Genomic DNA, 25,793 nt, shown 5'->3' on the forward strand with positions numbered 1-25,793 from the left:
TATCTCTACGTTTTGGTGACGATCTTGTGAAGTCTTTACGGCAGCGCGCGTCGGTCGTTGGGGCTCAAAACGAAGAGCTCAACGCGAGGGCTTCTCCGCCGTCTTTTGGGGTGCCGTCTTGCTCGGGTCCCCGGGCACGAGCCGCACGACCCGGTGCATCAGGCCGTCGACGCGCTGCAGCCACGCGCGCCATTTCGTGTACTTGTCGACCGAAATCGTCGACAGATCGAACACGAGCGTGCGCTTCACGACGACCGCGCCGCCTTCCCCCGGCGAGAACTCAATCTTTGCGCGCCCGAACTCGCCGCCCGCCTCTTCCCCGCCCGGCGGCAGCTCCGCGAAGACGTACCCCTCGGGCGGCACGATCGTGATCGCGCGCGTCTCGTGCCGCGGCGCGAGGAAGGGCGGGAGCACGACCGGGAGCGTGCGCGACGAGAGCGGCGCGAGCTGCGACGTGAGCGTCGCCGTATCGCTCACCGGCACCACGAGCTCGTTTCCTTCCCGCCGCGCGATGCCCTGGCTCGTCGCCTCGTACGAGAGCTTCGCCGCGCCGCCCGGCAGCGCGCCGTCGAAGCCGACCTCGCCCTTGAGCTCCACGCCGGGCACCCACTTGCCCGTGAGGTACGTCTCGGCCCATTGCTTGCGCGCGTCGGGCTCGACGAGGTTCGTGCGCAACTCGAAGGCCGCATCGCCGACGTGCCGCTCGTTCGCCGTGAGCTTGCCGCGGCCCTGCGTGTCGAGCTCGATGCGCCACTCGGCGTCGATGCCGTGATCGTCGGGCGAGCTCGCGGGCGTCTCGATCATCTTCGCGGGGCCGTCGTCGATGAAGAACGCGAGCGTGCGCGCATCCATCGCCGGCAGCGGGCCGAGGCGGCTCTGCGGGCTCGTCGCGTCGAGCCACATCGCGGGCGCGCCGTCCTTCGCGGGCAGGTACGCGATGCCGTGATCGAACATCGGCACCGCGACCTTCTCGCTGCGGAGGAGCATCGACTGCCCCGTGTACCGCGTCTGCACGAGCACCTCGGTCGCCTCGATGCCGATGGCCTTCAGCAGCGTGATGAGCAGCATCGCCTTGTCGTCGCAGTCGCCTTGCTTGCGCGCGAGCGAGATCTGCGGGCGGTTCGGCAGCCACGCCTCGCCCGAGACGTAGTTCACGTAGCGGATCGAGTCGGCGACGTAGTCGAAGACCGCGCGGATCTTCTCGTCGCGTGTCTTCTTGCCCTTCGTGAGCTCGGCCGCGAGCTCCTTGATGCGCTCGTCGGGCGTGGAAAAACCCTCGATCGCGCTCTTGTACCAGGTGCGGAAATCGCCCCAACCCGCGAACGTCGAGCCCACGACGACCGGCACCGTCTCCGCGATCGGCGGCGCGAGCGGCTCGTCACGCACGTTCGTCGGGTTGTCCCATACGAAGCGCTTGATCACGCGGTCGCCGACGGTCTTCGTCTCCGCCCGATCGGCCTTGCCGTTGATCACGTCGACGGCGAGCGGCGAGGCGGCGGGCGAGTCCACGACGACCTCGTTGAAGAGGATCGGCCGCGTGTCCATCGAGCCGACGTAGTCGATGAAGTAGAACGGCGCATCGCCGCGCCGGCCCACGGGATCCCGCGTCCACGAGCGCACCGCGATCTCGACGACGTCGCCCGACGAGAGCTTCGGCCAGCGCACGTACGCGCCGCGCCCGCCGCCGCCTTGCTCCTCGGGCAGCGCGATCGAGCCGTCCTTGCGGTGCACGCGCGCGAAGAGCAGCTCCGTGCGATCGCCCTCGGCCGGGATGTCCGGCTCGTAGAGGTCCATCTCCGTGCGCGGCTCGACGACGATCTCGCGCGCGTAATGCATGAGCTGCGAGACGCGCCGATCCGCGTGGTACGTCACGACGCGCGTCCAGTGGAGCTGCCGATCGAAGACCTCGCCCTTCTTCGCGGGGTTCGCCTTGGCCCGCGCGAGGAAGACGCTCGGCTGCACGATCGCCTGCTCGTCGGGCATCGTCGTCTTGCCCTGCGGCGTGCGCGTGCGGAGCGCGATCTCCGCCTTGCGTTGCTGGTCCGTCGGTTCGAGCGCGAGCGCGCGGGCGAGCGCCTCGGTCACGCGCTCGGCCGGCTCCGACGGCGGTTTGCCCTGCCGCGCCTCGTCCGCCAGCACCGCGGTCCGCGCGGCCGCGAGCCCGTCGAACGCCGACGCCTTGTTCGGCGAGACGAGGGTCGCCACGTAATACACTTCGCGCGCCCAGGCGTTCCTGCCCGCTTCGAGGAGCTGCCCGCCGATCGCGACGAGTTCGTCGGCCGATCGCTGGTGCGCGAGGCTCTCGGCCGCGGCGCGCTCGAGCTCGGCGCCGCCCTGCACCCGGAACGCCGACACGTAACGGCTGTCCCGCGCGCCCGCGCGTTGCTCCACGAGCTTGCGCGCCGCGATCAGCGCCGTCTGCGGATCGGCCCGCGTCACCGAGGAGAGCTCGGCCCACACGGCCGTCGGCGCGCGCCCGCGATCCTCGCCCGACATCGCCAGGAGCTCGTCGCGATGCGCCCGGTACGCGCCCTGCGCGCCCATCTGCGAGCGGCCCGCGATCTTGAGCAGCCGCGCTTCGAGGTCCGTCGCCGTGGAGAGCGGCGCCTCGCGGACACGCGCGATCGCCCAGTCGGGATAACGCGCCGCAAGCGACGATTCGAAGAGCCGCCGCTGCGCGAACGCCGCCGTCGCCTCGTCACTCGCGGCCTTGCCGCGTTCGAATGCGAGGTTCAGCCGCTCGCTCCGCTCCGCGCCGAACGGCGAGACGTACCCCGCGAGCGCGAGCACGTCGGGCGGCGTCTCCTTCGCGCGGAGCGCCGCTTCGAGCAGCCCCGGCGCGCGCGGCGAACGCGTGTCCTCCGCGCCCCCGAGCGTCCGCAGGATCGCCGCCCGCAACGCGGCATCCGGGGTCGGATTCGCGCCCACGTCGAGCCCCACTTCGAGCTGCGTTTTGACACGCGTGACACCCTTCGGCGGCTTGATCTCGGCAGCGACCCGCGCCTCCTTCGCCGGATCCGCTTTCCCGGTTTTGCCCGGCTTCTTCTCCGCGGCCGCGGGCAGCACCACGCTCGTGATGTCCGACGACGACGACACCGTGATCGACGCGCCCGCTTCATCCGTGAAGCGCAAGCGCACGCGCCCCTCGTCCGAGGTCGCGCCCGAGCAGACCTTCACCGCGACGAGGTGCGGCCCCGGCGCAGGCTCGATCCGCGCCGCCAGCCGATCGAGCACGAGGCGCGGATGCACCTCCTCGCTCATCGCGACATCGGCGCCGTCCCAGAGCAGCCGCACCTTGCCCGTCGACGCCACGTGCACGAGCACGGGCTTCTGCGCCTGGCCCGCGGGCGGGTTCGGGAAGACGACCTTCGACGCGAGATACGTGCAGCTCTCCGCGCGCGGATGCACGTAGAGGTCGAGCGGGACACCCCGCCACGTCGACGACTGCGGCAGGATGCGCCGCCACGCGACGTCGTACACGCCCCACGAATACCGCGCCGACGTGTCATTGAACTTCTGCCCCGGCGCCTCCGGCCCTTCCTTGTCGCGGATGCCTTCGCCCTTGTCCTGGAACGGACCGAGGATCGCCATCGACCGCACGAGCCCGCCCGTGTCGGGCGCGAAGTCGTACGTGATCGACTTCGATCCGGCCCACGGAGCTCCCGCCGGGCCCGGCGTCAACCACGCCGCGAGCGCCCGCGCATCCCCGGAGACCGGCGACTTCGTCGCGGCCACCGCGCGCAGCCCCCCGCGCACCTTCCCGAGCGTCGCGCGCTCGTCGAGCGTCGTCGCCACGAGCAGCCCCGCGAGCGCGTCCGGCCCGCCCGCCGTGGCGCGCTGGATCGCGAAATCCACCATCGGATCCGGCTGCGCCGCCGTCCATCGCGTGGGCGCCTTGGGCGCAGACGGCTTCGCGCTCGAAGCTTTGTCTTGGACGCCCTTGTCCTTGTCCTGGACGCCTGCGGCGGGCTTCTTTGCCGCCGCGGGTTCGGCCTTTTTCCCGGGTGATTGCGCGAGCGCCGTACCCGAGACGAGCCCGAGCGTGATCACCCACGCGATGCCCCACTTCCACGACGCCCCGGCGCGCAGACGTCGTGTTCCCTCGCCGATGGCCTGCGCGATCGAAGACCTTTCCATGGGTACCTCGATGCATAGCGCGGTCGCTCAGAGGGAGCGAGTCCCTCGGTCCGGTTCTTGGCCCACCCCGAAGCGCGCCTCTACCCTCCCGCGCATGCGCCGCGTCTCTCGTTTGATCGCTGCCCTCGCGCTCGCCTTGACCGCCTCGCTCGCGCCCGCTTCGAGCGCGTTCGCGCGTGGCAAGGCCACCGTCGAGTGGACCCGCGTCGACGCCCCGGAAGGAAAAGAGGGCGACCGGATCGCCCGCACCCTGCGCAACCTCCTCAAAGAGGCCAGCCGCAAGGCCGATTTCGGCAAATCCGGCAAGGTCGCGCTCCGCGCCAAGATCACCGAGTACGTCGTCGAGAAGAAGGGCGACGTCCTGCGCATCCGCTGCACCGTCATCGGCCGCGTCGAGGGCGGCGCCAGCGCCAAGAGCCGGATCTCCTTCGGCGGCGACCCGAACGACCCGAAGGCCCTCGAAAAACAAGTCCTCACGATGGTCGCGCACGGCGTCACGAGCCGCCTGGCCGCGATCGCCCGCTCCCGCGCCGAGGCCGAGGAAAAGAAGAAAAACGCGGCCCGTGAGGCCGAGGACTAGAACGCGACTCCTTTCTGAATCGCCTCTCGACCCTCGCGGCAAATTGATTTAGTCCAGGGAGTCGACATGGAATACGACCGCATGCTCGCGACCCTCTTCGAGGAAGAGGACCGCGCGCGCGAGATGGCGAGCAAGCTGATGAAGGTCTCCCAGGAGTCGCGCGAAGCGTCCTCCGCGGAGCGCCAGAGCCTCGTCGCCTTCCTCAAGGGCCCGATGGAGCGGCACATGGCGTACGAGGAGCGCGCCGTCTTCCCGCAGCTCGACCGCCGCGGCCTCGGCGCCGAGGTGCAAGTCGCCCTCCGTCACCACGCGATGATCCGCGAAGACGCCGAAAAGCTCGCCGCCGCGAGGCCCGGTGACGACGTGAGCCAGCTCATCTTCGACGTGGCGCGTCGCATGCTCCATCACACGAACTTCGAGGGAGACTACATCTACCCCGAGCTCACCTACGAAGCCTGGCGTGATCTCATGAAGGAGACCGCGGGGTGAACGCCGCGCTCTTCTCGACATTGGCCCCGGGCGCCACGTACTCTGTGGGTTCCTGATGAGCCTCGAGGCAGGCCGCGTCCTCAGCACCCGCTACCGGCTGGTCCGACCCCTCGGGCAGGGCTCGCAAGGGGCCGTGTGGATCGCGGATCACCTCGCGCTCAACACCGAAGTCGCGGTCAAGCTCATCGACCCCGATCTCGCCAAGCGCGAAGACGCGGTCGAGCGCTTCAAGCGCGAAGCCACCGCCGCCGCGCAGCTCCGCAGCGCCCACGTCGTCCAGATCCTCGATCACGGAATCGACGAAGGACAACCCTTCATCGTGATGGAGCTGCTCGACGGCGAGGACCTGTTCGAGCGGCTGAACAAGCGCGGCCGGCTCTCGCTGCGCGAGACGTCGAAGGTCATCACGCAGGTCTGCCGCGCCCTCGCGCGCGCACACGCCGCGGGCATCGTGCACCGCGATCTCAAGCCCGAGAACGTCTTCCTCTGCAACAACGAGGACGACGAGGTCGTGAAGGTGCTCGACTTCGGCGTCGCGAAGGTGACCGACCCGGCGAAGGCCACCATGCAGCGCACCAACGTCGGTACGCTCATCGGCACGCCGCACTACATGAGCCCCGAGCAGGTCAAGGGCATCTCGGAGATCGATTCTCGCACCGATCTCTGGGCGATCGGCGTGATCGCCTACCAGTGCGTCGTCGGCGAGCTGCCCTTCGACAGCGAAGGCGTCGGCGATCTGCTCATCAAGATCTCGGTCTCCGAGCCGCCCATCCCCTCGAAGGTCTGGAGAGGCGTCCCGCACCAGTTCGACACGTGGTTCGCGAAGGCCTGCGACAAGGACCCGAACAAACGCTTCCAGAGCGCGCGTGAGCTCGCCGAGGCCCTCGCCCGCGTCGTCGCCTCCGTGCCCGAAGCGATGCGCGGCGAGCTGCCGCCGCGGCCCGCGTCGATCCGACCGCCGCCCGTCGCGCCCACGTCGGCGCCCGGCACGCCCGCGCCCACGAGCGCGAAGCCGAAGAGCACAAAGGCGCCGGCGTTGCCCCCACGCGCGACAGCGTCCCCGGCAAAACCGCCCCCGCGCGCCGAGCGCGCGAAGACGGAGCTGCTCGATCCCGCCGACGTCGAGGTCCTCGCCGACCACACGACACGCGGCCCCGTCTCCGAAGACATCGACGACTTCGAGTTCGATTTCGACGACGAGCCGCCGGTCGTCATCTCCACGGCGCCGCCCCCCGTCGTCGCGCGCGTGTCCGCCACGGCGACGCCCGCGCCCGCGCCGAAGGTCGCCTCCGGCGTGCGCGCGCCGATGCCGTCGCCCGTCACGCAGCCCCCCCAAGCCGCGCAGCCCGCGCAACGCGTGAGCGCGCCGCCGCAGTCGCAGCAGCCGCCGCTCGCCGCGAACCCGTTCCTGTCCGACCTCGGCGCGCCCGTCCTGCCCGCAGGTCTGCTCGATGCCCCCGCGCATCGGCCCTCGGCCCCGGCGCCGGAGCCCGTGCAGGCGCAGCTCCCGCGGCATCCCGCGCCGATCACGGCGCCCGGCGTGGACAGCGGCGATCGGATCTCGGCGCCGCCCGAGATCGACGGCTCGCGCCGCAAGCGCGTGCTCGCGTTCGTCGGCGTGGCGTTCGTCCTGGCCGCGGGCGGCATCGCGTACGTCGTGGTCCGATCGAACATGTTGCCGCCTGGCCCTGTCCCGGCCGCGTCGGCGCCGCCTCCGCCCGAGCCCATCGAGCCGCCGGTCGTGGTGGCCGTCCCCTCGCCCACGGCGAGCTTCGGCTCGCCGGTGCCGACCACGAAGAAGGGCACGGGCAAGACGGGGGCGACCACGAAGAAGACGACGTCCCCCGTGAACACGTCCAAGGCAAACGCGACGGCGACGGCCAAGCAGCCGGATCCTCCGCCCGAGGACGGCACGATCGTCATCCCGGATCCGCCGAGCGAAGTCCCTCCCGCGGACTGATCGAAAAGAAAAAACCCCGCTGCCGCAGGACGCGGCGCGGGGCTCTTCCAGACGCCCCGGCGTGTTCTCGCCGGGGCGTCCTCGTTTCGAAGGATCAGGAGCCTTCTTCGAACTCCGCGTCGATGACGCCGTCCTTGCCCTTGCCACCGGCGGGCGGGGGCGGCGCGCCGCCGGCGCCGGGGGGCGCGCCAGCCTGCGGACCGGCCTTCTCGTACATCACGCTCGCGATGCGGTGCATCTCCTTCTCGAGCTTCTCGAGCGAGGTCTGCACGGCCGCGTCGTCCTGCTTCTCGATCGCCTGGCGCGCCTCGGCCACGATGCCGTTCAGCGCGGACACGTCGCCCTCGGGCAGCTTGTCCTTGTTCTCGGCGACGGTCTTCTCGATCTGGTAGCAGAGGTTGTCGAGCTTGTTGCGCCGCTCGATCTCCTCGCGCCGACGCTTGTCCTCGGCCTCGTGCTCGGAGGCCTCGCGGACCATGCGCTGGATCTCGTCCTCCTTGAGACCACCGGAGGCCGTGATCGTGATGCGCTGATCCTTGCCCGTCGCCATGTCCTTCGCGTGCACGCTCAGGATGCCGTTCGCGTCGATGTCGAACGTCACCTCGATCTTCGGCACGCCGCGCGGCGCCGGCATGATGCCTTCCAGGTGGAAGCGGCCGAGCGTGCGGTTGTACCGCGCCTCGGTGCGCTCGCCTTGCAGCACGTGCACCTCGACGGAGGGCTGGCTGTCGGTCGCGGTCGAGAACGTCTCCTTCTTCTGCGTCGGGATCGTCGTGTTGCGCGAGATCATCGGGGTCATCACGCCGCCGAGCGTCTCGACGCCGAGCGAGAGCGGCGTGACGTCGAGCAGCACGAGGTCCTTCACGTCGCCGGAGAGCACGCCCGCCTGCACCGCGGCGCCGACGGCCACGACCTCGTCCGGGTTGACGCCCTTGTGCGGCTCTTTGCCGAAGAACTTCTTCACCGTCTCCTGCACGAGCGGGATGCGGGTCGAGCCGCCGACGAGCACGACCTCGTCGATCTGCTGCGGCGTCTTCTTCGCGTCCGAGAGCGCCTTGCGCACGGGCTCCATCGTCCGCTCGATGAGCGGCCGGATCATCTGCTCGAGCTTCGCGCGGCTGAGCTGCTTCTGCAGGTGCTTCGGGCCCGACGCGTCGGCCGTGAGGAAGGGCAGGTTGATCGTCGTCTCCTGCACGTTCGAGAGCTCGATCTTCGCCTGCTCGGCCGCGTCCTTCAGGCGCTGCACGACCATCTTGTCGGCCGCGACGTCGATGCCCGTGTCCTTCTTGAACTCGGCGATGAGCCAATCCATCACGAGGTGGTCGACGTCGTCGCCGCCGAGGTGCGTGTCGCCGTTCGTCGAGATGACCTGCACGACGTTGTCGCCGACCTCGAGGATCGAGATGTCGAACGTGCCGCCGCCGAAGTCGTAGACCGCGATGACCTCGTCGTTCTTCTTGTCGAGGCCGTACGCGAGCGCGGCCGCGGTCGGCTCGTTGACGATGCGCTTGACCTCGAGGCCCGCGATGCGGCCCGCGTCCTTCGTCGCCTGGCGCTGCGAGTCGTTGAAGTACGCGGGGACCGTGATGACCGCCTCGGTCACCTTCTCGCCGAGGTAGTCCTCCGCCGCCTTCTTCAGCTTCTGCAGGACCTTCGCCGAGACCTCCGGCGGCGAGTTCTGCTTGCCGCGGATCTCGAGGATGGCGTCGCCGTTCTTGCCCTTCACGACCTTGTACGGGACGCGCTTGGCCTCTTCGGTCACCTCCTCGAAGCGGCGGCCCACGAAGCGCTTCGCCGAGTAGATCGTGTTCAGCGGGTTCGTGACGGCCTGGCGCTTGGCGATCTGCCCGACGAGCACCTCGCCCTTGTCGTCGAACGCGACGACCGACGGAGTGATCCGTGAGCCCTCCTCGTTGACGATGACCTTGGGCTCCTTGCCCTCCATCACCGCGACAACGCTGTTCGTCGTGCCGAGATCGATGCCGATGATCTTGCCCATGGAAACCTTTTCCTCCGAGACGGTCGCGCACGGTATTCGGCGCGTGCGAGGCAGAGCGGCCGGGGAGAGCCTGCCCGGGAAACGCTGCGTAAATGAGCCGGAAACCTCTGAAATTCTTCCTGTTTCTCGAGTCGCTCCGGCTTCGCGGGTCGCTTTGGCGTCGAAAGTAACCACACCCCCCTGCGCGTCAACGGAAGCGCTGGCAGAACCCGGAAAAATCCATGCCTGGGTCGGGACGCCCCGGAAGAACCTGCCCGGTTCGATGACCGTCCCTTGCGATCTCCAGGAGGTGCGTGCTAAGAGGCTCGGCCCTTTTCGGAGGAAGGTCCTGTCGCCATGAAGCAAGGCATTCATCCCAACTACGTCATGTCGACGATCAACTGCGCCTGCGGCTCGGTCGTCGTTACCCGTTCGACCCGCGGCAGCTTCACCACCGACATCTGCTCCGCGTGCCACCCGTTCTACACGGGCAAGGCGAAGGTCATGGACGTCGCCGGCCGCGTCGACCGCTTCCGCAAGAAGTACGCGCAGACGCAAAAGGCGACCTGATTTCACGCGGAATCTCGTATTCCGCGTATCTCCCCCCGTGGGGCGCCCGCTCTGCGGGGGGGCGCCTCCCACTCGGGTACTTCCCGCGCTAGAGTCTTCCCGATGAGCCAGGAAGTCGCGCGCCCGTACATCGGCGGGCAAGCCGTGATCGAGGGGGTCATGATGAGATCCCCTCGCTCGCTTTCCATCGTGTGCCGAAGGCGCTCGGGCGAGCTCGTGGTCCGTGAAAGGGCCGCGCCTACGCTTGCCCAGGGCCCGCGCACCTGGCCGCTCGTACGCGGCATCGTCACCGTCGTCGAATCCCTCAAGCTCGGCTCGCAAGCCTTGCGCTGGTCGGCCGATCTCTACGAGCAGGACCTGGACGACGACGACAAGCCGAAGTCGAAAAAGACGCCGCCGTCGGCGAGCAACGTCCTCACGGCGCTCTCGCTCCCGATCCTCTCACTCGTCACCTCGAGCGGAGAGGCGGCCCCGTCCACGGGGAGCAAGGGCGCGGGCGGGTTCGGGTTCATCTCGATCCTGTTCGCCGTGGGCCTGTTCGTCGCGGCACCACAGGCCGGCGCCGAGGGCATCAACAAGCTCCTGGACCTCGGCCTCCCCATCGGCTCGCCGGGCTTCCAAGCGCTCACGGGCGCGGCGAAGCTCCTCATCGTCGTCGGCTACATGCTGCTCATCCGGCAGGTCGCCGAGATCCGCCGCGTGTTCCAGTACCACGGCGCCGAACACAAGGCGATTTCGACCTACGAGGCCCACGAGGAGCTGACGGTCGAGAACGCGGCCAAGAAGACCACGCTCCACGCGCGTTGCGGCACCACGTTCCTCGTGATGGTCGCGCTCGTGTCGATCCTCGTCTTCTCGGCGATCGGCGCGTTCCTCCCGACGATCCCCGGCGGACGGCTCGCGCAGAGCGTGGGCTTCTTCTTCATGAAGCTGCCCTTCCTGCCGTTCATCGCGGCCATCACCTACGAGCTGCAGCGCTTCTTCGCGCGCTTCTGCACGGTGGGCCCGCTGCAAGTGCTGCTCTGGCCGGGCTTCCTCGTCCAGAAGATCACGACCGCGGAGCCCGAGCCCGCGCAGCTCGAGGTGGCGCTCGCCTCGCTCCGCGCGACGCTCTGGCGCGAAGCCGCGACCCAGGGCGCGCCGGCCGAGGTGCCCGATCGCGTCTTCCCCGATTACGGCCGACTCCTCGCGGACCCGGGCTACGTCGGCGCGCGCGTCTGAGTCCGGAACCTACCCATGTTGCCGATCGTGAAGCTCGAAGCCGTGGCGCGGCGCTTCCGGGAGCTCGAGCACCTGCTCTGCTCGCCCGAGGTGCTCGCCGATCACGCGAAGCTGCAAAAGCTCAACAAGGAGCGCACGGACCTCGAGCCCGTCGTGGCGCAGTTCGCGCGCCTGAACGACGTCGAGCGTCGCATCACAGAGGACCGCGAGGTGCTCGGCGATCCCGAGCTCGGCGAGCTCGCGCGGGCGGAGCTGCCCGAGCTCGAAGCCGAGCGCGAGACGATCGCGAACGAGCTCGAATTGCTCCTCTTGCCGAAGGATCCGAACGACGCGAAGAACACGATCGTCGAGATCCGCAGCGGCGAGGGCGGCGAGGAGGCGGCGCTCTTCGCGGCCGACGTCTTCCGCATGATCGTCCGGTACGCCGAGACGAAGCGCTGGAAGGTCGAGATCCTCAGCGTGAGCGAGGCCTCGGCCGGCGGGTACAAAGAGGTGATCGCGCTCGTCACGGGCCAGGACGTCTATTCGAACCTGCGGTACGAGGGCGGCGTGCACCGCGTGCAGCGTGTGCCCGCAACCGAGGCGCAGGGCCGGATCCACACGTCGACCGCGACGGTCGCGGTGCTCCCCGAGGCCGACGACGTCGACGTGCAGATCGACGACAAGGACCTCGACATCTCGATCGCGGCCTCCGGCGGCCCCGGCGGTCAGGGCGTGAACACGACGAACAGCGCCGTGCAGATCCGCCACATCCCGACGGGGATCATCGTGAAGTGCCAGGACGAGCGCTCGCAGCTCAAGAACAAGGCGAAGGCGCTCAAGGTGCTGAAGAGCCGGCTGCTCGACATCGAGCGCAAGCGGCAGGAAGAGGCGCTCAGCGCCGAGCGGCGCACGATGGTCGGCTCGGCCGAGCGATCGCAGAAGATCCGCACCTACAACTACCCGCAGAACCGCGTCACCGATCACCGCATCGGCCTCACGATGCACAAGCTCGATCGCATCATGGACGGTGACATCGACGAGCTCATCGCCGCGCTGCGCACGCATCGCCAGGCCGAGCTTTTGAAGCAGGGCGGCGCGGAGGCTCGCCCCGCCGAGTTCGAATGATCACGCGGCCCGACCTCGAGGCGCTGCTCGTCGCGCTCGTGCTCGTCCCGGGGACCTACTCGCGCAACCGCTTCTTCGCGCTCTACACCGACCCCGAGGCGGCCCGCGTCCGCCGCCGCGCGAAGCTCCTCCGCAGCGTCATCGCCGAGGTCACGCAGAGCGATCCCGCGCGTCGCGGGCACATCGTCGCGATCGACGAACGCGACGACGGCGGCGCGACGTTCACGTACGTCGTCCCCTCGCTGAACCTGCGCCGCACGACGACGCTCTCCGAGCTCGAACTCGCGATCGTGCGCTACGCCCTCGCGTGCCGTGCGGGCTCGATCGCGCCCGCGACGCCGCCCGACGAGAAGGCGTTCGCGCCGCTCGGCGAGGACGATCCGGTGCGCGCGCGCATCGAGGACACGCTGCGCAAGCTCGCGCCCGATCTCGCCGCGCTCACGTCGAGCGGCCCGCTCGCCGCGGACGAACCCGACGACCTCGACGAACCGGGTGATCCGGACGAACGAGACGAGACCTCGGCGTCCGGCGCGCCTTCCGGTCTTTCTGCTTTACCCGAGGGAGCGACCGAGCGATAACGCACGCTTCGTGCATCCGGGGAGGACGAGATGTGCATCTTCTGCAAGGTCGCGAAGAAAGAGATCCCGGCGAAGATCGTGCTCGAGGATGATGACCTCGTCGCGTTCCACGACATCAACCCCGTGGCGCCGATCCACGTCCTCGTGATTCCCAAGCAGCACATCACGGGGATCGGCGACGTGTCCGCCGAGCACGCGCTGGTGCTCGGCAAGCTGCTCGTCGCGGCGCGTCGCGTCGCCGAGGATGCGGGGCTTTTGCAATCGGGGTTCCGCGTGGTCATCAATCACGGCCAGCACGCGGGGCAGACCGTGCATCACGTGCACGTGCACGTGCTCGGAGGACGGCTGCTCGCGTGGCCGCCGGGCTGATCGAGGCGAGGAACACGATGCGTAGAGCATTCTTCATGGTTTGCCTGGCCGCGTCGACCACGCTCGTGGGCTGCGGGGACGAGAGCAACGGCCAGCCGGCCCCCGACTACGTCCGGAAGGTCATCGAGCTCGTCGAGCACGTCGAAAACGAGACGGTCACGCACACCGACGCGGAGAAGGTGGATTCGGTCGGCGACATCCTCACGTTCGCGAACCCGGTCTTCGACAAGGCGAACGCGAAGCAGGTCGCCACGGACCAGGGGTATTGCATCCGCACCGAGGTCGGGAAGTCCTGGGAGTGCGAATGGACGATGTTCCTCGCCGACGGCCAGATCACGGTCGCCGGGCCGTTCTTCGATACGGAGGAGTCGGAGCTCGCCATCACGGGCGGCACGGGCGCCTACGTGCAAGCGAGCGGCGAGATGTACCTCGGCTTCCGGGACGTGCCGCCGCCGAAGGTCGAATACGATTTCGTGTACCACGTGATCGTCCCGTATTGAGGGACGTCCCCGTCAATCAACGCGCGAGGCGGCCTCGGCCATTCGATCGATCCAGGCCGCCTCGGCCTGGCCGAGCGGCGGATTGCGTTCGAGGCGCGCGTCGAGCGGACGCGGGCGGGTGAGCGGATCGCGGGAATGCGCGCGCAAATGCGCCGAGCGGATCACGCCGGCGCGGCCGTTCATGCCAAAGAAGAGCGCGAAGAGGTCGGGGCCGACGGCGCGGCGCGGAGAGGGGCGCACCTCGAACTCGACGCCGGAGCGCAGGCGCGCGGTGAAGCCTGCGACGAGGTGATCGGCCGGATCGAGCCACGGATCGGGCGCGCCGGGGGCGCCACGCGAGAGCCATGCATCCACGGTCGTCGCGGCGAGGTCGGGCGCGCCTTTGCCGAGCCCGAGCGTGAGCCCCGACCGCGCGAGGAGCGTCTCCACATCGGCGAGCGTGGCCTCGCCGCTCGCGTGGACGAGGAGCGAAGCGCGGTCGAGCGTGGGGCTCGGGGGCGGCGGCGGGACGGGGCGGCGCTCGGGCGGATCCCGCGGCAGGAGGTTGCCGGGGTTCATGATGCCGCGCGGGTCGAGGACGTGCCGCAGGGCGTGGACGACGTCAATGCCGCGGCCGAGCTCGGCCCCGAGGCGCGGCGCCTTGCTGCGCCCGACGCCGTGGTGATGCGAGAGCGTGCCGCCCGCGCCGATCGCCGCGTCGAGCGCGGTGCGCCAGGTCCAATCGTAGACGGATTGCATCGCCGCGGGCGTGGGCGCGCTGCCGGCGAACGTGAAATAGATGCTACAGCCGTCCGGATAGGCGTGCGAGAGGTGCGCCATGACGAACACGTTTTTGCCGAGCGCCTCGCGCACCGCGCGGTAAAGCTCGCCGAGGCGCGACCACGGGGCCGCGACCTCCATCGTGTCGCTGAAGGCGCCGGCCATGAAGACCGGCGATTGCCGATAACTCACGCTGTACCGATGCGAGAGCCAATGCCGCGCAGGACCCTCGCCGAGGTCACGCGCGCCGCTCGCGAGCGCGATTTGCTTCGCCCGGGCAAAATCCGCCTCGCTCTGCGCGGCTTGCCCCTCGAAGACGAGGATCAACGTGGCGCCACCGAGCCAGTCCGACGGCGCCGCGTCGACGATCCGATTGAGCACGCCCGGGCGGCGAAGGATCCGCCGCAGGACGGCCGCGCCAAACCCGGCGCCTTCGCCCCGCTCTTCAAGCGTCTTTTTCGGTCCGGCGTGTTTGCGCCGGCGCACCGACCCGAGCCGGGCGATGAACGAATCGAACACGTCGTAGAGGCGCGCGACCGCGGGGCGGATCCCGCTCTGGAACATCTGCCGCATCGCCTCCCAGCCGGCCTCGACCGAGGGAAACGAAAACGCGCCGAACGCGCGCGCCGCGGGGGCAGCGTGCAGCCGGAGCCGCGCAGAGGTGATCACGCCGAGCACGCCTTCGCTGCCAATGAGGAGCGGCGTCGCGTCGGGGCCGTGGAGGCGGCGATCGAAGCGAACGATCTCGCCTTCGCCGACGACACATTCGAGCGAGGCGACCATGTCCTCGATCTTGCCGTAAAGCCCGGAGCATTGCCCTGCGCTGCGGGCGGCAACCCAGCCGCCGACCGTCGAGCAGAGGATCGACGAGGGGAAATGGCCGAGCGTATGGCCCGCCGCGTTGAGATCCTCTTCCAGCCGGATCCCCAGCGCGCCAGCCTCCACGTCGAGCACGCCCGCCTCGGCGTCGAGCCGCCGGACGCGATCGAGGCGCTTCAGATCGAGGACGACCGTGCGTTCGTCCGGCAAAACGCCGCCGCACACGCCCGAGCCCGCGCCGAACGGGACGAGCGGAATGCCCTCCTTGGCGCAGAAACGGACGACGGAGGCGACGTCCTCCGTGGTGTTTGGCCAGACGACCACGCCGGGCCGGTGGTCGGCGATGCGGCCCTCGGAGACGGCGAGGTGGTGGCGCGGCCAGAGGTCACGCGCATAGGCGATGCGATCGACCGGCGAGGCCGAGACCGTGAGGTTCGGTAGGGCCTGACCGAGCGCCGCTTCGAGGTTCACTTGCGCTCGGCCACGATGACGAGCCGCGGCGACTCCGAGCCGAAAAAGACGCCCGGATGCGCGGGGTGGCCCGTGACCTCGACGACCTTGAAATCGGCGTCGTGCATCATCTTGCCGATCTCGTGCAAGGCGTAGAGGCGGATCGAATACTCGATTTCACGCGCGCGGCCGTCGTCGAACATGGCCGTGCGCTTGACCTTGAGGCGGCTCGTGAAGAAGTCGACCTGCATCTCATCCATGCACACGCAGCCGTCGCCCTCGAACCAGACGAGGCTCGGCTGGCGAGGGGCCACGTAATCACGGTTGATGATGTCGAGGACGAGGATGCCGCCGATGCGCAAGGCGCGGTGCATGCGGCGGAGGACGTCGAGGTTCTTCTCGTCGTCGAAATACCCAAAGCTCGTCGACCAGCAATACAGGCCGTCGAAGACCTGGTCGAACGCCATCTCCCGCATGTCGCCCTGCAGGAAATTGAGCTTCTGGGCGCGGCCCTGCGCCTCGTCGGCCGCGAGCGCGAGCATGTTGAGCGAGAGGTCGTAGCCGACGACGCCATACCCACGGCTCGCAAGCTCCACGGCGTGCTGGCCCGTGCCGCAAGCGAGGTCGAGGATCGTCGCGCCCTTCTCCAGGCCGAGGCACGATTCGATGAAATCGGCCTCGCGACGGATCACCTTGGCCTCGGTGCGATCCATCGTGCGGATCATGTCGTCGTCGAAGAGGTCCTCCCACCACGGGCGCTGACGGCGGCGGCTCGGCTCGGGCAGGCTGACCGGCTTGGAAGGCGCCGAAGCCGCAGGCGGCGGGGTCGCCTGCGCGGCGGCCGGCGGAGGGGGCGGGCCCTTCGGCGGCGGGAGCGAGGTCGCCGCGGCGGCCGGCACGACGTCGGGGACCGTCGCCGCTTGACGCCTCGGCGGCGGCGGCGGCGGCGGCGGCTTCTTGGGCGCGGACGCCTGCTGTGCGTCGGCGGCAGCGACAGACCCCTTCGCCTCGGAGACACGCTCGGGCTCGATCTCCTCGAACGCATCGACCTCGTCCGCCCTGGCCTCCTCGGCGACGGCGGAGACGACGTCGTCGTCTGCCTCTTCCTCGGCGACCTCGACCACGAGCTCCGGCGCCGATTCGTGCGGCCTTTTCCGCGGGGCCGCTTCGAGCGACTCGATCGGCGTGACCGGCGTATCCATCGCGGGGCGAGGCGGAGCGGCGGGCGGCGGCGCGAACGCCACGGTCTGCGCCTGCTCGGACGCGAACTGCGCGGTGATGGCCGCGACCTCGGGCGGGCGCGGCGTCCAGCCCTCCTCGACGAGCTCCTCCCCCGGGAGCTTGGCCGGCGGGACCCACGAGCCCCGCGGCTTCGATGTCGCCTCCGCCGCGGGCATCGCGGGCGGCGGCTCCGAATACACCTTGACGGGCGGCAGATCGTCGCCGACCGAGAGGATCCGCATCGGCTGGATGACGCCCGCTTCGCTCGCCCCCGGCGCAGGGAGCGGCTCGGGCGCCGCGGCTTCGGCCACGGGCTCCGGCGCCGGCGTCGCCGTGTCGTCCGGCAGCGCGAATTGCCCCTCGGACGCGGGCATCGTGTCGTCCTCGATCTTCACCGCGCGGCGCGAGCGACGGCGCGGCAGCGGCGGAGGCGCCGCGCGCTCCGGCTCCGCGGCGGCGGCCGGCGCCTCCGTGGGCGTCTCGATCTGAGGAACGGCAGGCGCGGGAGGCACGGCGGACGCGGCGGGCGGGTTCGACGCGCGGGGCGGCGGGACGTTGGTGTTCGGGCGCGGCGGCGGAGACGAGCCGCTCACGGGCACGCGCGAGGGGCGCGGCGGCGCCGGGACACTGCCACCCGGGCGGGGCGGAAGGGGGCGCGGCGAGGCCCCGTCCACGCTCCCCGCGGCACCGGCGACGCCCGAGACGCCGGGAGGGGGCCCGTCGATCCCGTTCGAGGTTTGCGTCGCCGTGGAATCTTCAATCCCGCGGGGAGGTGTGTCGTTCATCGGCTGTCTGCTCCGTGCAGCGACTCGCCCATCCGGATCGGGCCGCCCTGGATCCCCCAGGGACGGGCCTTGCCCTGCTCGACGAAGATGACGGCGGTCGAGCCGAGATGGAACATGCCGATCTCGTCCCCGCGCTTGACGGCGTACCCCGGCTCGAGCCGGTGCTCGCCGAACGGAACGTCGCGCGCCTCGATCCCGCTCACCGTGATACGACCGACGATCATCGCGGCGACCATCACCACGGTGACGCGCCCGTGCGCCTCCGTGTCGATGCAGATCGAGACGCGGCGGTTCACCGAGAAGAGCTTCGGCACGTGCATCTCGCCGACCGAGTTCACCGGGAAGTACTCGCCGGGGAACGAGCGCACGAGCGAGATCGTGCCGCCCGCAGGAGCGTGCACGCGGTGGTAGTCGCGTGGGCTCAGGTAGACGATCGCGAACTGGCCGCCCTCGTAGCGGCGCGCGTCCTCGGCGTCGCCGACGAGGTCGAGGGCGGAGTAGTCCTTGCCCTTCACCCGGAAGACGCCGTCTCGTTCGACGGGCCCGAACGAGTCGATGCGCCCGTCGGCGGGGCTGACGAGGGCGCCCTCGTCGGGGCAGAGGGGACGCGCGCCATCGCGGAGCGGGCGCGTGAAGAAGGCATCGAAGGACGTGAAGCCCCCGTCGGGGGTCACGGCTTCGGCCATGTCGACGCGATAGGCGCGGGCGTAGATCCCGACCACAGCGGACGTGACCGCTTGGGGCATCGGGAGGTCGCAGAGCCGGCCTACGGCCTTGGTAATGCGCTCGCGCGGGAGCACACGCAGGATCTGAGCGGCAGCGTACGTAGCGATCATCGTAGAGATCGGAAAAAGTCGGCCTGGCGGAGCTTAGGCACCGGGCGGGATTAGGGTCAACGGCGGAGCGCGACCGCCGAACCGGTTTTCACGGGGTTTCACTCGTACGACCCTGCTGCCCTACGCACGGCTGGGCACGCTCGGACGTCTGGTTCGTGAGGCGTACGTGTGTTTGGACCAACATGACGGGCTGTCTCCGCCTCGTCAACGTGGACGGGCGCCCGTCGATGGGCGCCGCGGGCGGGGGCGATCCGTTTTGGCGCGGCGCCGCTCGGTCTTGGTGCAGTGCCGGAGGCCTCTCCTCGTGATCCGCTGGAAAAGAGCGGGATTTCGGGTCGGCACGCCTCTCGCAAAGGGGAAGCGTCGAAGGCAACGACGAGGAGGCATCACATGGAGATCACGTTCTGGGGTGTTCGCGGCAGCATTGCTTCTCCGGGTCCGGACACGATCGGCGTCGGCGGCAACACGAGCTGCGTCGAGGTCCGCTGCGGCTCGACGAAGATCATCCTCGACGCGGGCACGGGCATCCGCGCGCTCGGCGACAAGCTCCTGCGCGAGGGGTCGGTCGAGGCGTCGCTGCTCCTCTCGCACGTCCACTGGGACCACATCCAGGGCATCCCCTTCTTCGTCCCGGCATACGTGCCGTCCTCGCAGATCCAGGTGATCGGCAGCGCGAACGGCGTGATGTCGCTGCGCGACGCGCTCGCCTACCAGATGACGGCGCCGGTGTTCCCCGTGCGGCTCGACCAGCTCGGCGCGAAGATCGACTGGCGCGAGGTCCGCAGCGGCGAGCGCTTCCAGATCAACGACGTCGTCGTGCGCGTGGCGCGGCAGAACCACCCGGGCGGCTCGTTCGCCTACCGCCTCGACTGGAACGGCCGGAGCGTCGTGTACGCGACGGACACCGAGCACTTCGCGTGTATCGACCCCGAGCTCTACGCGCTCGCGCGGGGCGCCGACGTCCTGATCTACGACTCGCAGTACTCGCCCGACGAGTACCGCGGCACGGCGCCGGGCAACTCGAAGGTCGGCTGGGGCCACTCGACATACGTGGCCGGCGTGGAGCTCGCGAAGGCCGCGGGCGTCGGGCAGTACGTGCTCTTCCACCACGACCCGCGCCGCTCGGACGCGGGGGTCGCGGACCTCGAAGAGAAGACGCGCGAGCTCTTCCCGAACGCCGTCGCCGCGCGCGAGGGCATGGTCATCGGCCTCGACTCCGTCGCCAGGGCAGCCTGATGGGCCTTCCCGCGCTCCGTGTCCGGGACGAGCCATCGATGGTGACGGCGGCGGCGTGGCACCTTATGCTCGAGCTCGCCCCAGGCTCCATGTCGCGCCTCTCTCTCCTCGTCGACCTCGCATCGCTCCTCGCGCGCGAGGTCGACCTCGACGCGCTCCTCGGCACCGCGTGCGAACGCCTCGCGCAGGCGATGTTCGCCGACCGCGCGACGATCTGGCTCGTCGACGCCGAGCAAGGCGACCTCGTGACGCGCGTGGCGCTCCTGCCCGAGCTGCCCGCGTTGAGGCTCCCGCTCGGCCGCGGCATCGCGGGGTACGTGGCCCGCACGGGTGAAGTCGTGCGCGTCGACGACGCCTCGACCGACGCGCGCTTCGATCCGACGGCGGACCGGGCCACGGGCTACACGACGCGCTCGATGCTGGTCGCGCCGATCCGCGAGGAGGCACGCGCGCCGGTGCGCGGCGTGGTGCAGCTCCTCAACAAGCAGGGCGGCGGCAGCTTCGACGAGGAGGAGGAGCGCTACCTCGTCGCGCTCGCGAGCCAGCTCGCCCGCGCGTTCACGATGACCACGCTGCGCGCGGCCGACGGGGGAAACCCCGGCCTCGTGCTGCAAGGGCCCTTCAACCGCATCGTCGGCCGCAGCGCACCGATCACGGCCGTCTACGAGAAGATCCAGCTCGCCGCGCAGACCGACGCGACGGTGCTCTTGCGTGGCGAGACGGGCACCGGCAAGGGCCTGTTCGCCCGCGCCATCCATGTGAACTCGCGGCGCCAGGCGCGCCCGTTCGTCACGGTCGACTGCACGACCCTGCCCGCGCAGCTCGTCGAGAGCGAGCTCTTCGGCCACGAGCGTGGCGCGTTCACCGGCGCCGATCGGCGTGTCCCGGGCAAGGTCGAGCTCGCCGAAGGCGGCACCTTGTTCCTCGACGAGCTCGGCGACCTGCCGCTCGACATCCAGGGCAAGCTCCTCCGATTCCTTCAAGATCGTACCTTCGAGCGGGTCGGCGGGCGGAACACGATGCGCGGCGACGTGCGCGTCGTGTGCGCGACGCACCGCGACCTGGAGACCGCCGTCGCCGAGGGCCGCTTCCGCGAGGACCTCTACTACCGCGTGCGTGTCGTGGAGATCGAGCTGCCGCCGCTTCGAACGCGCGGGCGTGAGGAGATCGAGGCGCTCACGCGGCACTTCGCCGACGTCTACGCGCAGCGCTACGGTCGGCCGAGCCCCACGTTTGATCCGGCCGCGCTCCTGGCCATCGGCAGCCACACCTGGCCGGGCAACGTGCGCGAGCTCGAGCACTGGATCGAGAGCGCGATCGCCCTCGCGCCCGACGGACGCATCACGCCTTCGCACCTGCCCCAGCGCAGGCGCCCGACGACGATCTCCGACGGACGCGAGGAGGAGGTCCGCCTGCCGCTCCACCTCTCGCTCGACGACGCGATCGAGCGGTACGTCGGCTCGGTCGTGGCCGCGTGTGACGGCAACAAGACCGAGGCCGCGCGCAGGCTCGGCGTCGGTCGAAACACGATCGCGCGCGCCCTCTCGCGCCGCCACGGCGGAGGCCCGTCCTCGCGCGGGCCGGACTCGCTCCTCGGCGGCTCGCAGAGCCGCGGCGACGACGACTGACGGACGTTCCTAGCGAGGCATGCGGCGCGCGGCCTCGCAGATCGCCGCGCGGATCGCGTCCTTCGGGAGCTCCGGCGCGGCCTTCTCTTCGCACGCCACCGCAGGCTCGAGCGGATCGAGCGCGATGCCGAAGCGGAACGGGCGATCGAGATCACTCGTGTCCGGGTGCAGGAGCCCGTTCAGCGAGTGCCACCGCCCGAAGCGGTTGAACACGTCGTCGATGCGCTCCACGAGCGGCGCTGCGTTCTGCGTGTCGCCCATCGCGAGCAGCGACTCCGCGAGGTGGCATCGCACGGAGGCCTCGTGCGGGATGAGCGCGTGCGCGCGCGCTCGCTCGATCGACGCCGCGCGCGCGTGCCCGCGCCCCTGCAAAAGCTCGCCGAGACGAATGCGCCGCGCGATCTCCTTCACGTTCGCCGGCATCGCGCCGGGCTCGAGCTCCTGCGGCAGGTCCTTCGGCAGGCCCGTGATGTGCGCGCGCCAGCGCTTCACCCACGTCTGGAAGTCTGCGGCGCTCACCTCGGCGATCGCCTGCTCGAAGTCCTTCGAGCTCTCGGCCGCCTTGAGCCGCACCACGAGCTGCGGCAGCGCCTCGTCTCCTGCTTCGCGGGCCCAGTACCGCACGAAGCTCGCCACTTCGGCGAACGCCACCTGCGCCTGCTCCGCCGACGGCAGCATCGCGATGGACGGCCCGATCTTGTCGAGCTCCACGCCGAGCCCCTTGTCGAGGCCCACGCGCGCGACCACGTCGACCGGCGGGAAATCGTCGAGCGGCTCCTTCTCGCGCCACCGCACCTCTTGCCGCTTCGCCACGCCCTCCTGCAGCCAGAGCGGCGCCTTGTCGCGCGTGCCGCGCGTGAGCGCAAGGTGCGTCAGCTCGTGCGCCAGCGTGTCGAGCCACGCGTAGCCGTTCGACATGGCGCGCGGCGAGAGCATCGTCACGCGCCCCCACTTCGCCACGGCCACCGTGCCCGTCGTCTGCGCCGCCTCCTCGGGCAAACCCGTCATCGCCGCGAGCGTGAACTGATCTCGCACGAGATCGATCCGCATCGGCAAGGGCAGCTCCACGCCGAGGTCCTTCGCCAGGTTCTCGCGCGCCCGCAGCGCCACGTCGACGATCAGCGGCACGAGCGCGCGATCCTCGTCGTCCTGCAGCCGCACGACGACGCCGCGCTCATCGTCGCGCACCGTCAACGTCCCCGCCGTCGCGCGCGCGCATCCACGCGACACGTCGCCGAGGTCCATCGCCTCCGGCCGGTTCGTCAGGTCCGGCCGCGAGAGCACGGCCACGGCCCCGTCGCAATCGCCCTCGTAGAGCCGAAGGCGCGCGGTTTCGAGCGCGAGCGCCGTGTCCGACGTGTCCGCGCCGTCCAGGATCTTGCGCGCCGCCGCCACGTCGAGCTCCAGCGTCGCTTCCCGCGCGCGCCGCGCCCGATCGAGATCACCGAGCAGCGGCACGTACGCCTCGCTCGACACCGCGACGCTCATCGACGTCACGACCGCGAGCGCGCCCATGAAAACCTTCCGCATCGCGACCGACCTCATCGCAGGAGCCCCTCCGCGTAGCGCTTCACGGCTTCCTTCAACAGCGGATCCGACGAGCCGCCGAGCCCTTCGAGCACGCGCTTGCGGAACGCGTCGGGGCCCTTGTGGCCTTCTTTGCCCGGGATGTCCGCCTTCTTCGCCATCGACCGCCCGTCGCTCGACTCGGGCCGCTCCTGGTTGCTCTCGTTCTCCTCGTTGTTCCGCTCGCCGCGCGCCATCTCCAGGAGCCGCTGCGCGTTCTGCTGATGTTCGAGCCCCGCATCGCCGTCGCCCTCGGCGAGCGCGCGCTCGGCGTCGCGCATGCTCTTCTCGGCGCGGTCGAGCAAATCGAGCGTCTCCTCGGGCAGGCTACCGTCACCCGACGCGCCCTTCTCCCCGAGCTTGCGCGCGCGTTCGGCCATCTGCGCCTCGCGCTTGCCGCTCTTCTCCAGATCACCCTTCGCGCGCTCCGCAGCCGATTTGCGCAGCTTTTCGAGCGCCTGTTCTGCCCACGCGAGTTCTTCCCCGAGGCCCGGCCGCGCTCGCTCTGCCTCGCGACCGGCGCTCTGCTCGCCCATGTCCCATTGATCGGCGTCTTGCCCGCGCTTCTTCGCGTCTTCGAGCGCGCGCAGCGCCTCCTTGCCGCTCTGCACCGCGTCGCGCGGCCGCCCTTGCTCCAGCGCGTCGGCCATCGACTCGGCGAGGTCACGCGCCTGTTTGCCCGCGGCCGTCGCCGAGCCCGGCTCGCCCGCGCGCCTTGGAAGATTCTTGATCGCCTCGCGGATCGCCTCGGCGTGCTTCTTCGCCTCGTCCTTCAGCTCGTCGAGCTCGTCCTGCGAGAACGCGCGTTCGAGCGCCTGCTCCACGTCTTCGAGCTCATTCGAGTGCTCGCGGATCAGGTCCTCGAGCTCCTGCTCGCCGGCCTCCGCCGCGTCGTCCGCGCTCGAAGGATCCCCATCCCCCGTCCCGCCCCCACCCGCGGCCGACTCCGTGCCGCTCCCGCTCCCGCTTCCGCTTCCGCCTCCGCCTGCGAACGATGGATCGGGGTTTCGCAGCCGCGCCGCGAGGTCGCGTGCTGCGAGCTCCGCGTGGAACAGATCGTTCGCCTTCCGCGCCCGATCGATCCGCCGCAGCCCGTTCGCCACGATCTCGCCGAGATCCAGCCCGAGCTGCCCGAGCCGCAGCAGTTGCTTCCCTCCCCCGTCGAGCACCGTCACCGCCGCGTCGAGCCGCGCCACGCCGTTCGCCGCTTCGCTCCCGCGTTGCCCTGCGGCGACAGCCGTCGCCTCCGCGGCCTCGTCCGCGACCGTCGCGAGCCGCTTCGCCACGCGGCGTGTATCCGACGTCCCGAGCGAACGTGCGGCCGCGTCGATCGCGAGCAGCACCTCCTCGCTCTCCTCGACGAGCTTCTGGTGCGTCGCGGCCGACGGCTGCTTCTGCTCCTCCGCGAGCGCGACCGAAAGCCTGCGGAGCTGCCCCCGCGCGAGCGCGAGCGCGCGGCGCGGGAACCGCAGACCGCCGTACGTCCCGGAGAGCGCCTCCTCGACCACGCCGAGCGCCTTCTCTTGCGCCTCGCGCTCCTTCTTCACGTGCTCGGCGTTCTGCTTACCCTTCGGCGTGTCCTCCACAAGCCGCATCGCGACGAGGTCCGTCAGCGCGTCGCGCGCCCGCACGAGCGCCTCGTACCGGATCGCCTCCGGCTCGCCGACCTGCGGCGGGATCACCACGATCGCCGCGCTCTTGCCCCACTTCGGCCCGACGATCGGATCGTTGTCGCGCGCCTCGACCGTGATCTCCACGGGCAGGAAGTTGCGCTTGAAGAACGCGTCGCCGCCGAAGACGATCCGGTGCGAACCTCGATCCGACTTCGGATCGCCCTGCGGCCGCGACAGCACGCGCCGCGCCTCGCGCCCGCCCGAGCGGTACACGAGATCCACCTCGCGCAGGCCGTGATCGTCCGTCGCCTCGTACGACACGACGATCTCCGGCTCGTCGAGCATCCGCACCGTGCGCGGCGCCTCCTCGACCAGCACCTTCGGCGCAAGGTCCGGAATCGACGTCACCTCTTGCTCGTCGGCCTGCGCGATGCGCACGTCGCCGAAGCGCGCCGCGATCCGCAGCGTCGCCGACTCGCCGAGCTCCCACCGCGCCACCACGCCGCCCCCGCCGTCGAACGCGAACGGCACCTCGACCTTGCCGTCCGTCAGCACGAGCGTGCGGCTCGGGTACGTCGGATGCCCGTGCACGGTGAGCATCGTCCCGCGCGGCAACGACGTCGCCTCGAACGTGTCGATCACCCGGCCGTGCTGATGCAGGTACTCGGGCGGCTTCGCGACGATGTCCACGTTCTCGAGGTACGCGAGCGGCAGCGGCGCCTCGCCGTTTCGCGCCACGAGCACGTCGAGCCCTTCGACCACGCGTTGCTCGATCGCCGCGCCGAACACGGCCACGAGCGCGAACACGAGCCCCGCGACGGACCACCTCCGCGCCGCGACCGACGCGCGCTCCGCGATGCGCTCCGTCGACGCGCGGCTGAGCAGACGCGCGAGGTGCAAGCGCGCGAGCGACGCCGACCCGCGCGTCGCGTCCTTCGCCGTCTGCTCCACGAGCCCGAGACCTCGCACCGTCGCCGCGGCGAGCTCCGGGTCCGTCGGGCCGATCGTCTCCTGGATCGTGCGCCTCGGATCTTGCCGGCGCCGGTGCAGCACGATCGCGCGGACCACGAGGAACACGCAGAACGCGGCGAGCAGCGCGGCCACGGTCGCTCGTACGGCGGGGGTCCCTCGGCGGGCGAGGTGCGCGAGCCCGATCAACAGGGCTGCGGCGAGCGCGACCAGCGCGCGGCGCGCGGAGGGACGGATCTCGGCTTCCCAGGTGGAACGGAGCTGGGCGAGCAAGGCAACCGGGACGTCGTGCTCCACGGCGGAGAACGTAGCAGACCGGAGGCTCGTCGCTTCTCCCCTCCGTTGCCGCCCCCGAGCGCCTCCCGTACGATGCAGAGCGGCCCTCGTCCTCGCGGCGCGCCGGCTCCTGCCAACTTCTACAT

General features: G+C 70.3%; 18 protein-coding genes. 11 read left to right on the plus strand and 7 right to left on the minus strand.

Features of this window, described 5'->3' with window-relative positions:
* Positions 1-78 precede the first annotated feature (78 nt).
* Positions 79-4,137, minus strand: coding sequence for a transglutaminase domain-containing protein (locus QHF89_RS26125; RefSeq protein ID WP_136970149.1), 4,059 nt, complete (start codon positions 4,135-4,137; stop codon positions 79-81).
* Between the two features lie 94 nt (positions 4,138-4,231).
* Here QHF89_RS26125 and QHF89_RS26130 point away from each other — a divergent pair, with 94 nt between their 5' ends.
* The 3 genes from QHF89_RS26130 to QHF89_RS26140 all read left to right on the plus strand — a co-directional run bounded on the left by QHF89_RS26130 (position 4,232) and on the right by QHF89_RS26140 (position 7,166).
* Positions 4,232-4,717 (plus strand): hypothetical protein, encoded by a 486-nt coding sequence (locus tag QHF89_RS26130; RefSeq protein WP_136970150.1) that lies wholly within the window; start codon positions 4,232-4,234, stop codon positions 4,715-4,717.
* 66 nt (positions 4,718-4,783) lie between these two features.
* Positions 4,784-5,206: a hemerythrin domain-containing protein gene (locus QHF89_RS26135; RefSeq protein ID WP_136927252.1), complete on the plus strand. Its 423-nt coding sequence runs from the start codon at positions 4,784-4,786 to the stop codon at positions 5,204-5,206.
* A gap of 55 nt (positions 5,207-5,261) precedes the next feature.
* Positions 5,262-7,166 (plus strand): serine/threonine-protein kinase, encoded by a 1,905-nt coding sequence (locus QHF89_RS26140; protein WP_136970151.1) that lies wholly within the window; start codon positions 5,262-5,264, stop codon positions 7,164-7,166.
* Between the two features lie 94 nt (positions 7,167-7,260).
* Here QHF89_RS26140 and dnaK read toward each other — a convergent pair whose 3' ends face one another.
* Positions 7,261-9,165, minus strand: a complete 1,905-nt coding sequence (gene dnaK, locus QHF89_RS26145) for a molecular chaperone DnaK (RefSeq protein ID WP_136970152.1) — start codon at positions 9,163-9,165, stop codon at positions 7,261-7,263.
* Between the two features lie 336 nt (positions 9,166-9,501).
* Between dnaK and rpmE the strand changes: the two genes are divergently transcribed.
* The 6 genes from rpmE to QHF89_RS26175 all read left to right on the plus strand — a co-directional run bounded on the left by rpmE (position 9,502) and on the right by QHF89_RS26175 (position 13,489).
* On the plus strand, positions 9,502-9,714 hold the full coding sequence (gene rpmE / locus QHF89_RS26150) for a 50S ribosomal protein L31 (protein WP_136927255.1): 213 nt from the start codon (positions 9,502-9,504) through the stop codon (positions 9,712-9,714).
* Between the two features lie 102 nt (positions 9,715-9,816).
* Positions 9,817-10,935 carry a DUF1385 domain-containing protein gene (locus QHF89_RS26155; RefSeq protein WP_136970153.1) on the plus strand — a complete coding sequence of 373 codons (1,119 nt, stop codon included), beginning with the start codon at positions 9,817-9,819 and terminating at the stop codon, positions 10,933-10,935.
* Between the two features lie 15 nt (positions 10,936-10,950).
* Positions 10,951-12,042, plus strand: a complete 1,092-nt coding sequence (gene prfA, locus QHF89_RS26160; RefSeq protein ID WP_136970154.1) for a peptide chain release factor 1 — start codon at positions 10,951-10,953, stop codon at positions 12,040-12,042.
* Positions 12,039-12,620 (plus strand): hypothetical protein, encoded by a 582-nt coding sequence (locus tag QHF89_RS26165; RefSeq protein WP_136970155.1) that lies wholly within the window; start codon positions 12,039-12,041, stop codon positions 12,618-12,620. The genes prfA and QHF89_RS26165 overlap by 4 nt, the downstream gene beginning before the upstream one ends.
* A 30-nt stretch (positions 12,621-12,650) precedes the next feature.
* Positions 12,651-12,989, plus strand: coding sequence for a histidine triad nucleotide-binding protein (locus QHF89_RS26170; RefSeq protein ID WP_136927259.1), 339 nt, complete (start codon positions 12,651-12,653; stop codon positions 12,987-12,989).
* A gap of 17 nt (positions 12,990-13,006) precedes the next feature.
* Positions 13,007-13,489, plus strand: a complete 483-nt coding sequence (locus QHF89_RS26175; protein ID WP_284720946.1) for a dirigent protein — start codon at positions 13,007-13,009, stop codon at positions 13,487-13,489.
* A 12-nt stretch (positions 13,490-13,501) separates the two neighbouring features.
* On the opposite strand, the gene QHF89_RS26180 is transcribed toward QHF89_RS26175, so the two are convergent.
* Genes QHF89_RS26180 through asd form a run of 3 tightly spaced genes read right to left on the minus strand, consistent with a single transcriptional unit; the run spans position 13,502 to position 18,359 of the window.
* On the minus strand, positions 13,502-15,538 hold the full coding sequence (locus QHF89_RS26180; RefSeq protein WP_136970156.1) for an FAD-binding oxidoreductase: 2,037 nt from the start codon (positions 15,536-15,538) through the stop codon (positions 13,502-13,504).
* Positions 15,535-17,523, minus strand: a complete 1,989-nt coding sequence (locus QHF89_RS26185) for a class I SAM-dependent methyltransferase (RefSeq protein ID WP_136970157.1) — start codon at positions 17,521-17,523, stop codon at positions 15,535-15,537. The genes QHF89_RS26180 and QHF89_RS26185 overlap by 4 nt, the downstream gene beginning before the upstream one ends.
* On the minus strand, positions 17,520-18,359 hold the full coding sequence (gene asd, locus QHF89_RS26190; RefSeq protein ID WP_136970158.1) for an archaetidylserine decarboxylase: 840 nt from the start codon (positions 18,357-18,359) through the stop codon (positions 17,520-17,522). Before asd ends, QHF89_RS26185 begins: the two co-directional genes overlap by 4 nt.
* Before the next feature lie 390 nt (positions 18,360-18,749).
* On the opposite strand from asd, the gene QHF89_RS26195 reads away from it, so the two are divergent.
* Positions 18,750-19,595, plus strand: coding sequence for an MBL fold metallo-hydrolase (locus QHF89_RS26195; protein ID WP_136927263.1), 846 nt, complete (start codon positions 18,750-18,752; stop codon positions 19,593-19,595).
* An 89-nt stretch (positions 19,596-19,684) separates the two neighbouring features.
* A complete protein-coding gene (locus tag QHF89_RS26200) occupies positions 19,685-21,223 on the plus strand; it encodes a sigma-54-dependent Fis family transcriptional regulator (protein WP_136927264.1) in 1,539 nt (512 codons plus the stop codon).
* A gap of 9 nt (positions 21,224-21,232) precedes the next feature.
* Here QHF89_RS26200 and QHF89_RS26205 read toward each other — a convergent pair whose 3' ends face one another.
* Both QHF89_RS26205 and QHF89_RS26210 read right to left on the minus strand, forming a co-directional pair.
* Positions 21,233-22,753, minus strand: coding sequence for a hypothetical protein (locus tag QHF89_RS26205; RefSeq protein ID WP_136970159.1), 1,521 nt, complete (start codon positions 22,751-22,753; stop codon positions 21,233-21,235).
* 11 nt (positions 22,754-22,764) lie between these two features.
* On the minus strand, positions 22,765-25,668 hold the full coding sequence (locus tag QHF89_RS26210; RefSeq protein ID WP_136970160.1) for a DUF4175 family protein: 2,904 nt from the start codon (positions 25,666-25,668) through the stop codon (positions 22,765-22,767).
* Positions 25,669-25,793: the final 125 nt, after the last annotated feature.

Source organism: Polyangium sorediatum (assembly GCF_029946465.1).
GTDB lineage: Bacteria > Myxococcota_A > Polyangia > Polyangiales > Polyangiaceae > Polyangium > Polyangium fumosum.

Coding starts and splice junctions, on each gene's coding strand:
- QHF89_RS26125 (WP_136970149.1), bottom strand. CDS start 4,137: ATGGAAAGGTCTTCGATCGCGCAGGCCATCGGCGAGGGAACACGACGT.
- QHF89_RS26130 (WP_136970150.1), top strand. CDS start 4,232: ATGCGCCGCGTCTCTCGTTTGATCGCTGCCCTCGCGCTCGCCTTGACC.
- QHF89_RS26135 (WP_136927252.1), top strand. CDS start 4,784: ATGGAATACGACCGCATGCTCGCGACCCTCTTCGAGGAAGAGGACCGC.
- QHF89_RS26140 (WP_136970151.1), top strand. CDS start 5,262: ATGAGCCTCGAGGCAGGCCGCGTCCTCAGCACCCGCTACCGGCTGGTC.
- dnaK (WP_136970152.1), bottom strand. CDS start 9,165: ATGGGCAAGATCATCGGCATCGATCTCGGCACGACGAACAGCGTTGTC.
- rpmE (WP_136927255.1), top strand. CDS start 9,502: ATGAAGCAAGGCATTCATCCCAACTACGTCATGTCGACGATCAACTGC.
- QHF89_RS26155 (WP_136970153.1), top strand. CDS start 9,817: ATGAGCCAGGAAGTCGCGCGCCCGTACATCGGCGGGCAAGCCGTGATC.
- prfA (WP_136970154.1), top strand. CDS start 10,951: ATGTTGCCGATCGTGAAGCTCGAAGCCGTGGCGCGGCGCTTCCGGGAG.
- QHF89_RS26165 (WP_136970155.1), top strand. CDS start 12,039: ATGATCACGCGGCCCGACCTCGAGGCGCTGCTCGTCGCGCTCGTGCTC.
- QHF89_RS26170 (WP_136927259.1), top strand. CDS start 12,651: ATGTGCATCTTCTGCAAGGTCGCGAAGAAAGAGATCCCGGCGAAGATC.
- QHF89_RS26175 (WP_284720946.1), top strand. CDS start 13,007: ATGCGTAGAGCATTCTTCATGGTTTGCCTGGCCGCGTCGACCACGCTC.
- QHF89_RS26185 (WP_136970157.1), bottom strand. CDS start 17,523: ATGAACGACACACCTCCCCGCGGGATTGAAGATTCCACGGCGACGCAA.
- asd (WP_136970158.1), bottom strand. CDS start 18,359: ATGATCGCTACGTACGCTGCCGCTCAGATCCTGCGTGTGCTCCCGCGC.
- QHF89_RS26195 (WP_136927263.1), top strand. CDS start 18,750: ATGGAGATCACGTTCTGGGGTGTTCGCGGCAGCATTGCTTCTCCGGGT.
- QHF89_RS26200 (WP_136927264.1), top strand. CDS start 19,685: ATGTCGCGCCTCTCTCTCCTCGTCGACCTCGCATCGCTCCTCGCGCGC.
- QHF89_RS26205 (WP_136970159.1), bottom strand. CDS start 22,753: ATGCGGAAGGTTTTCATGGGCGCGCTCGCGGTCGTGACGTCGATGAGC.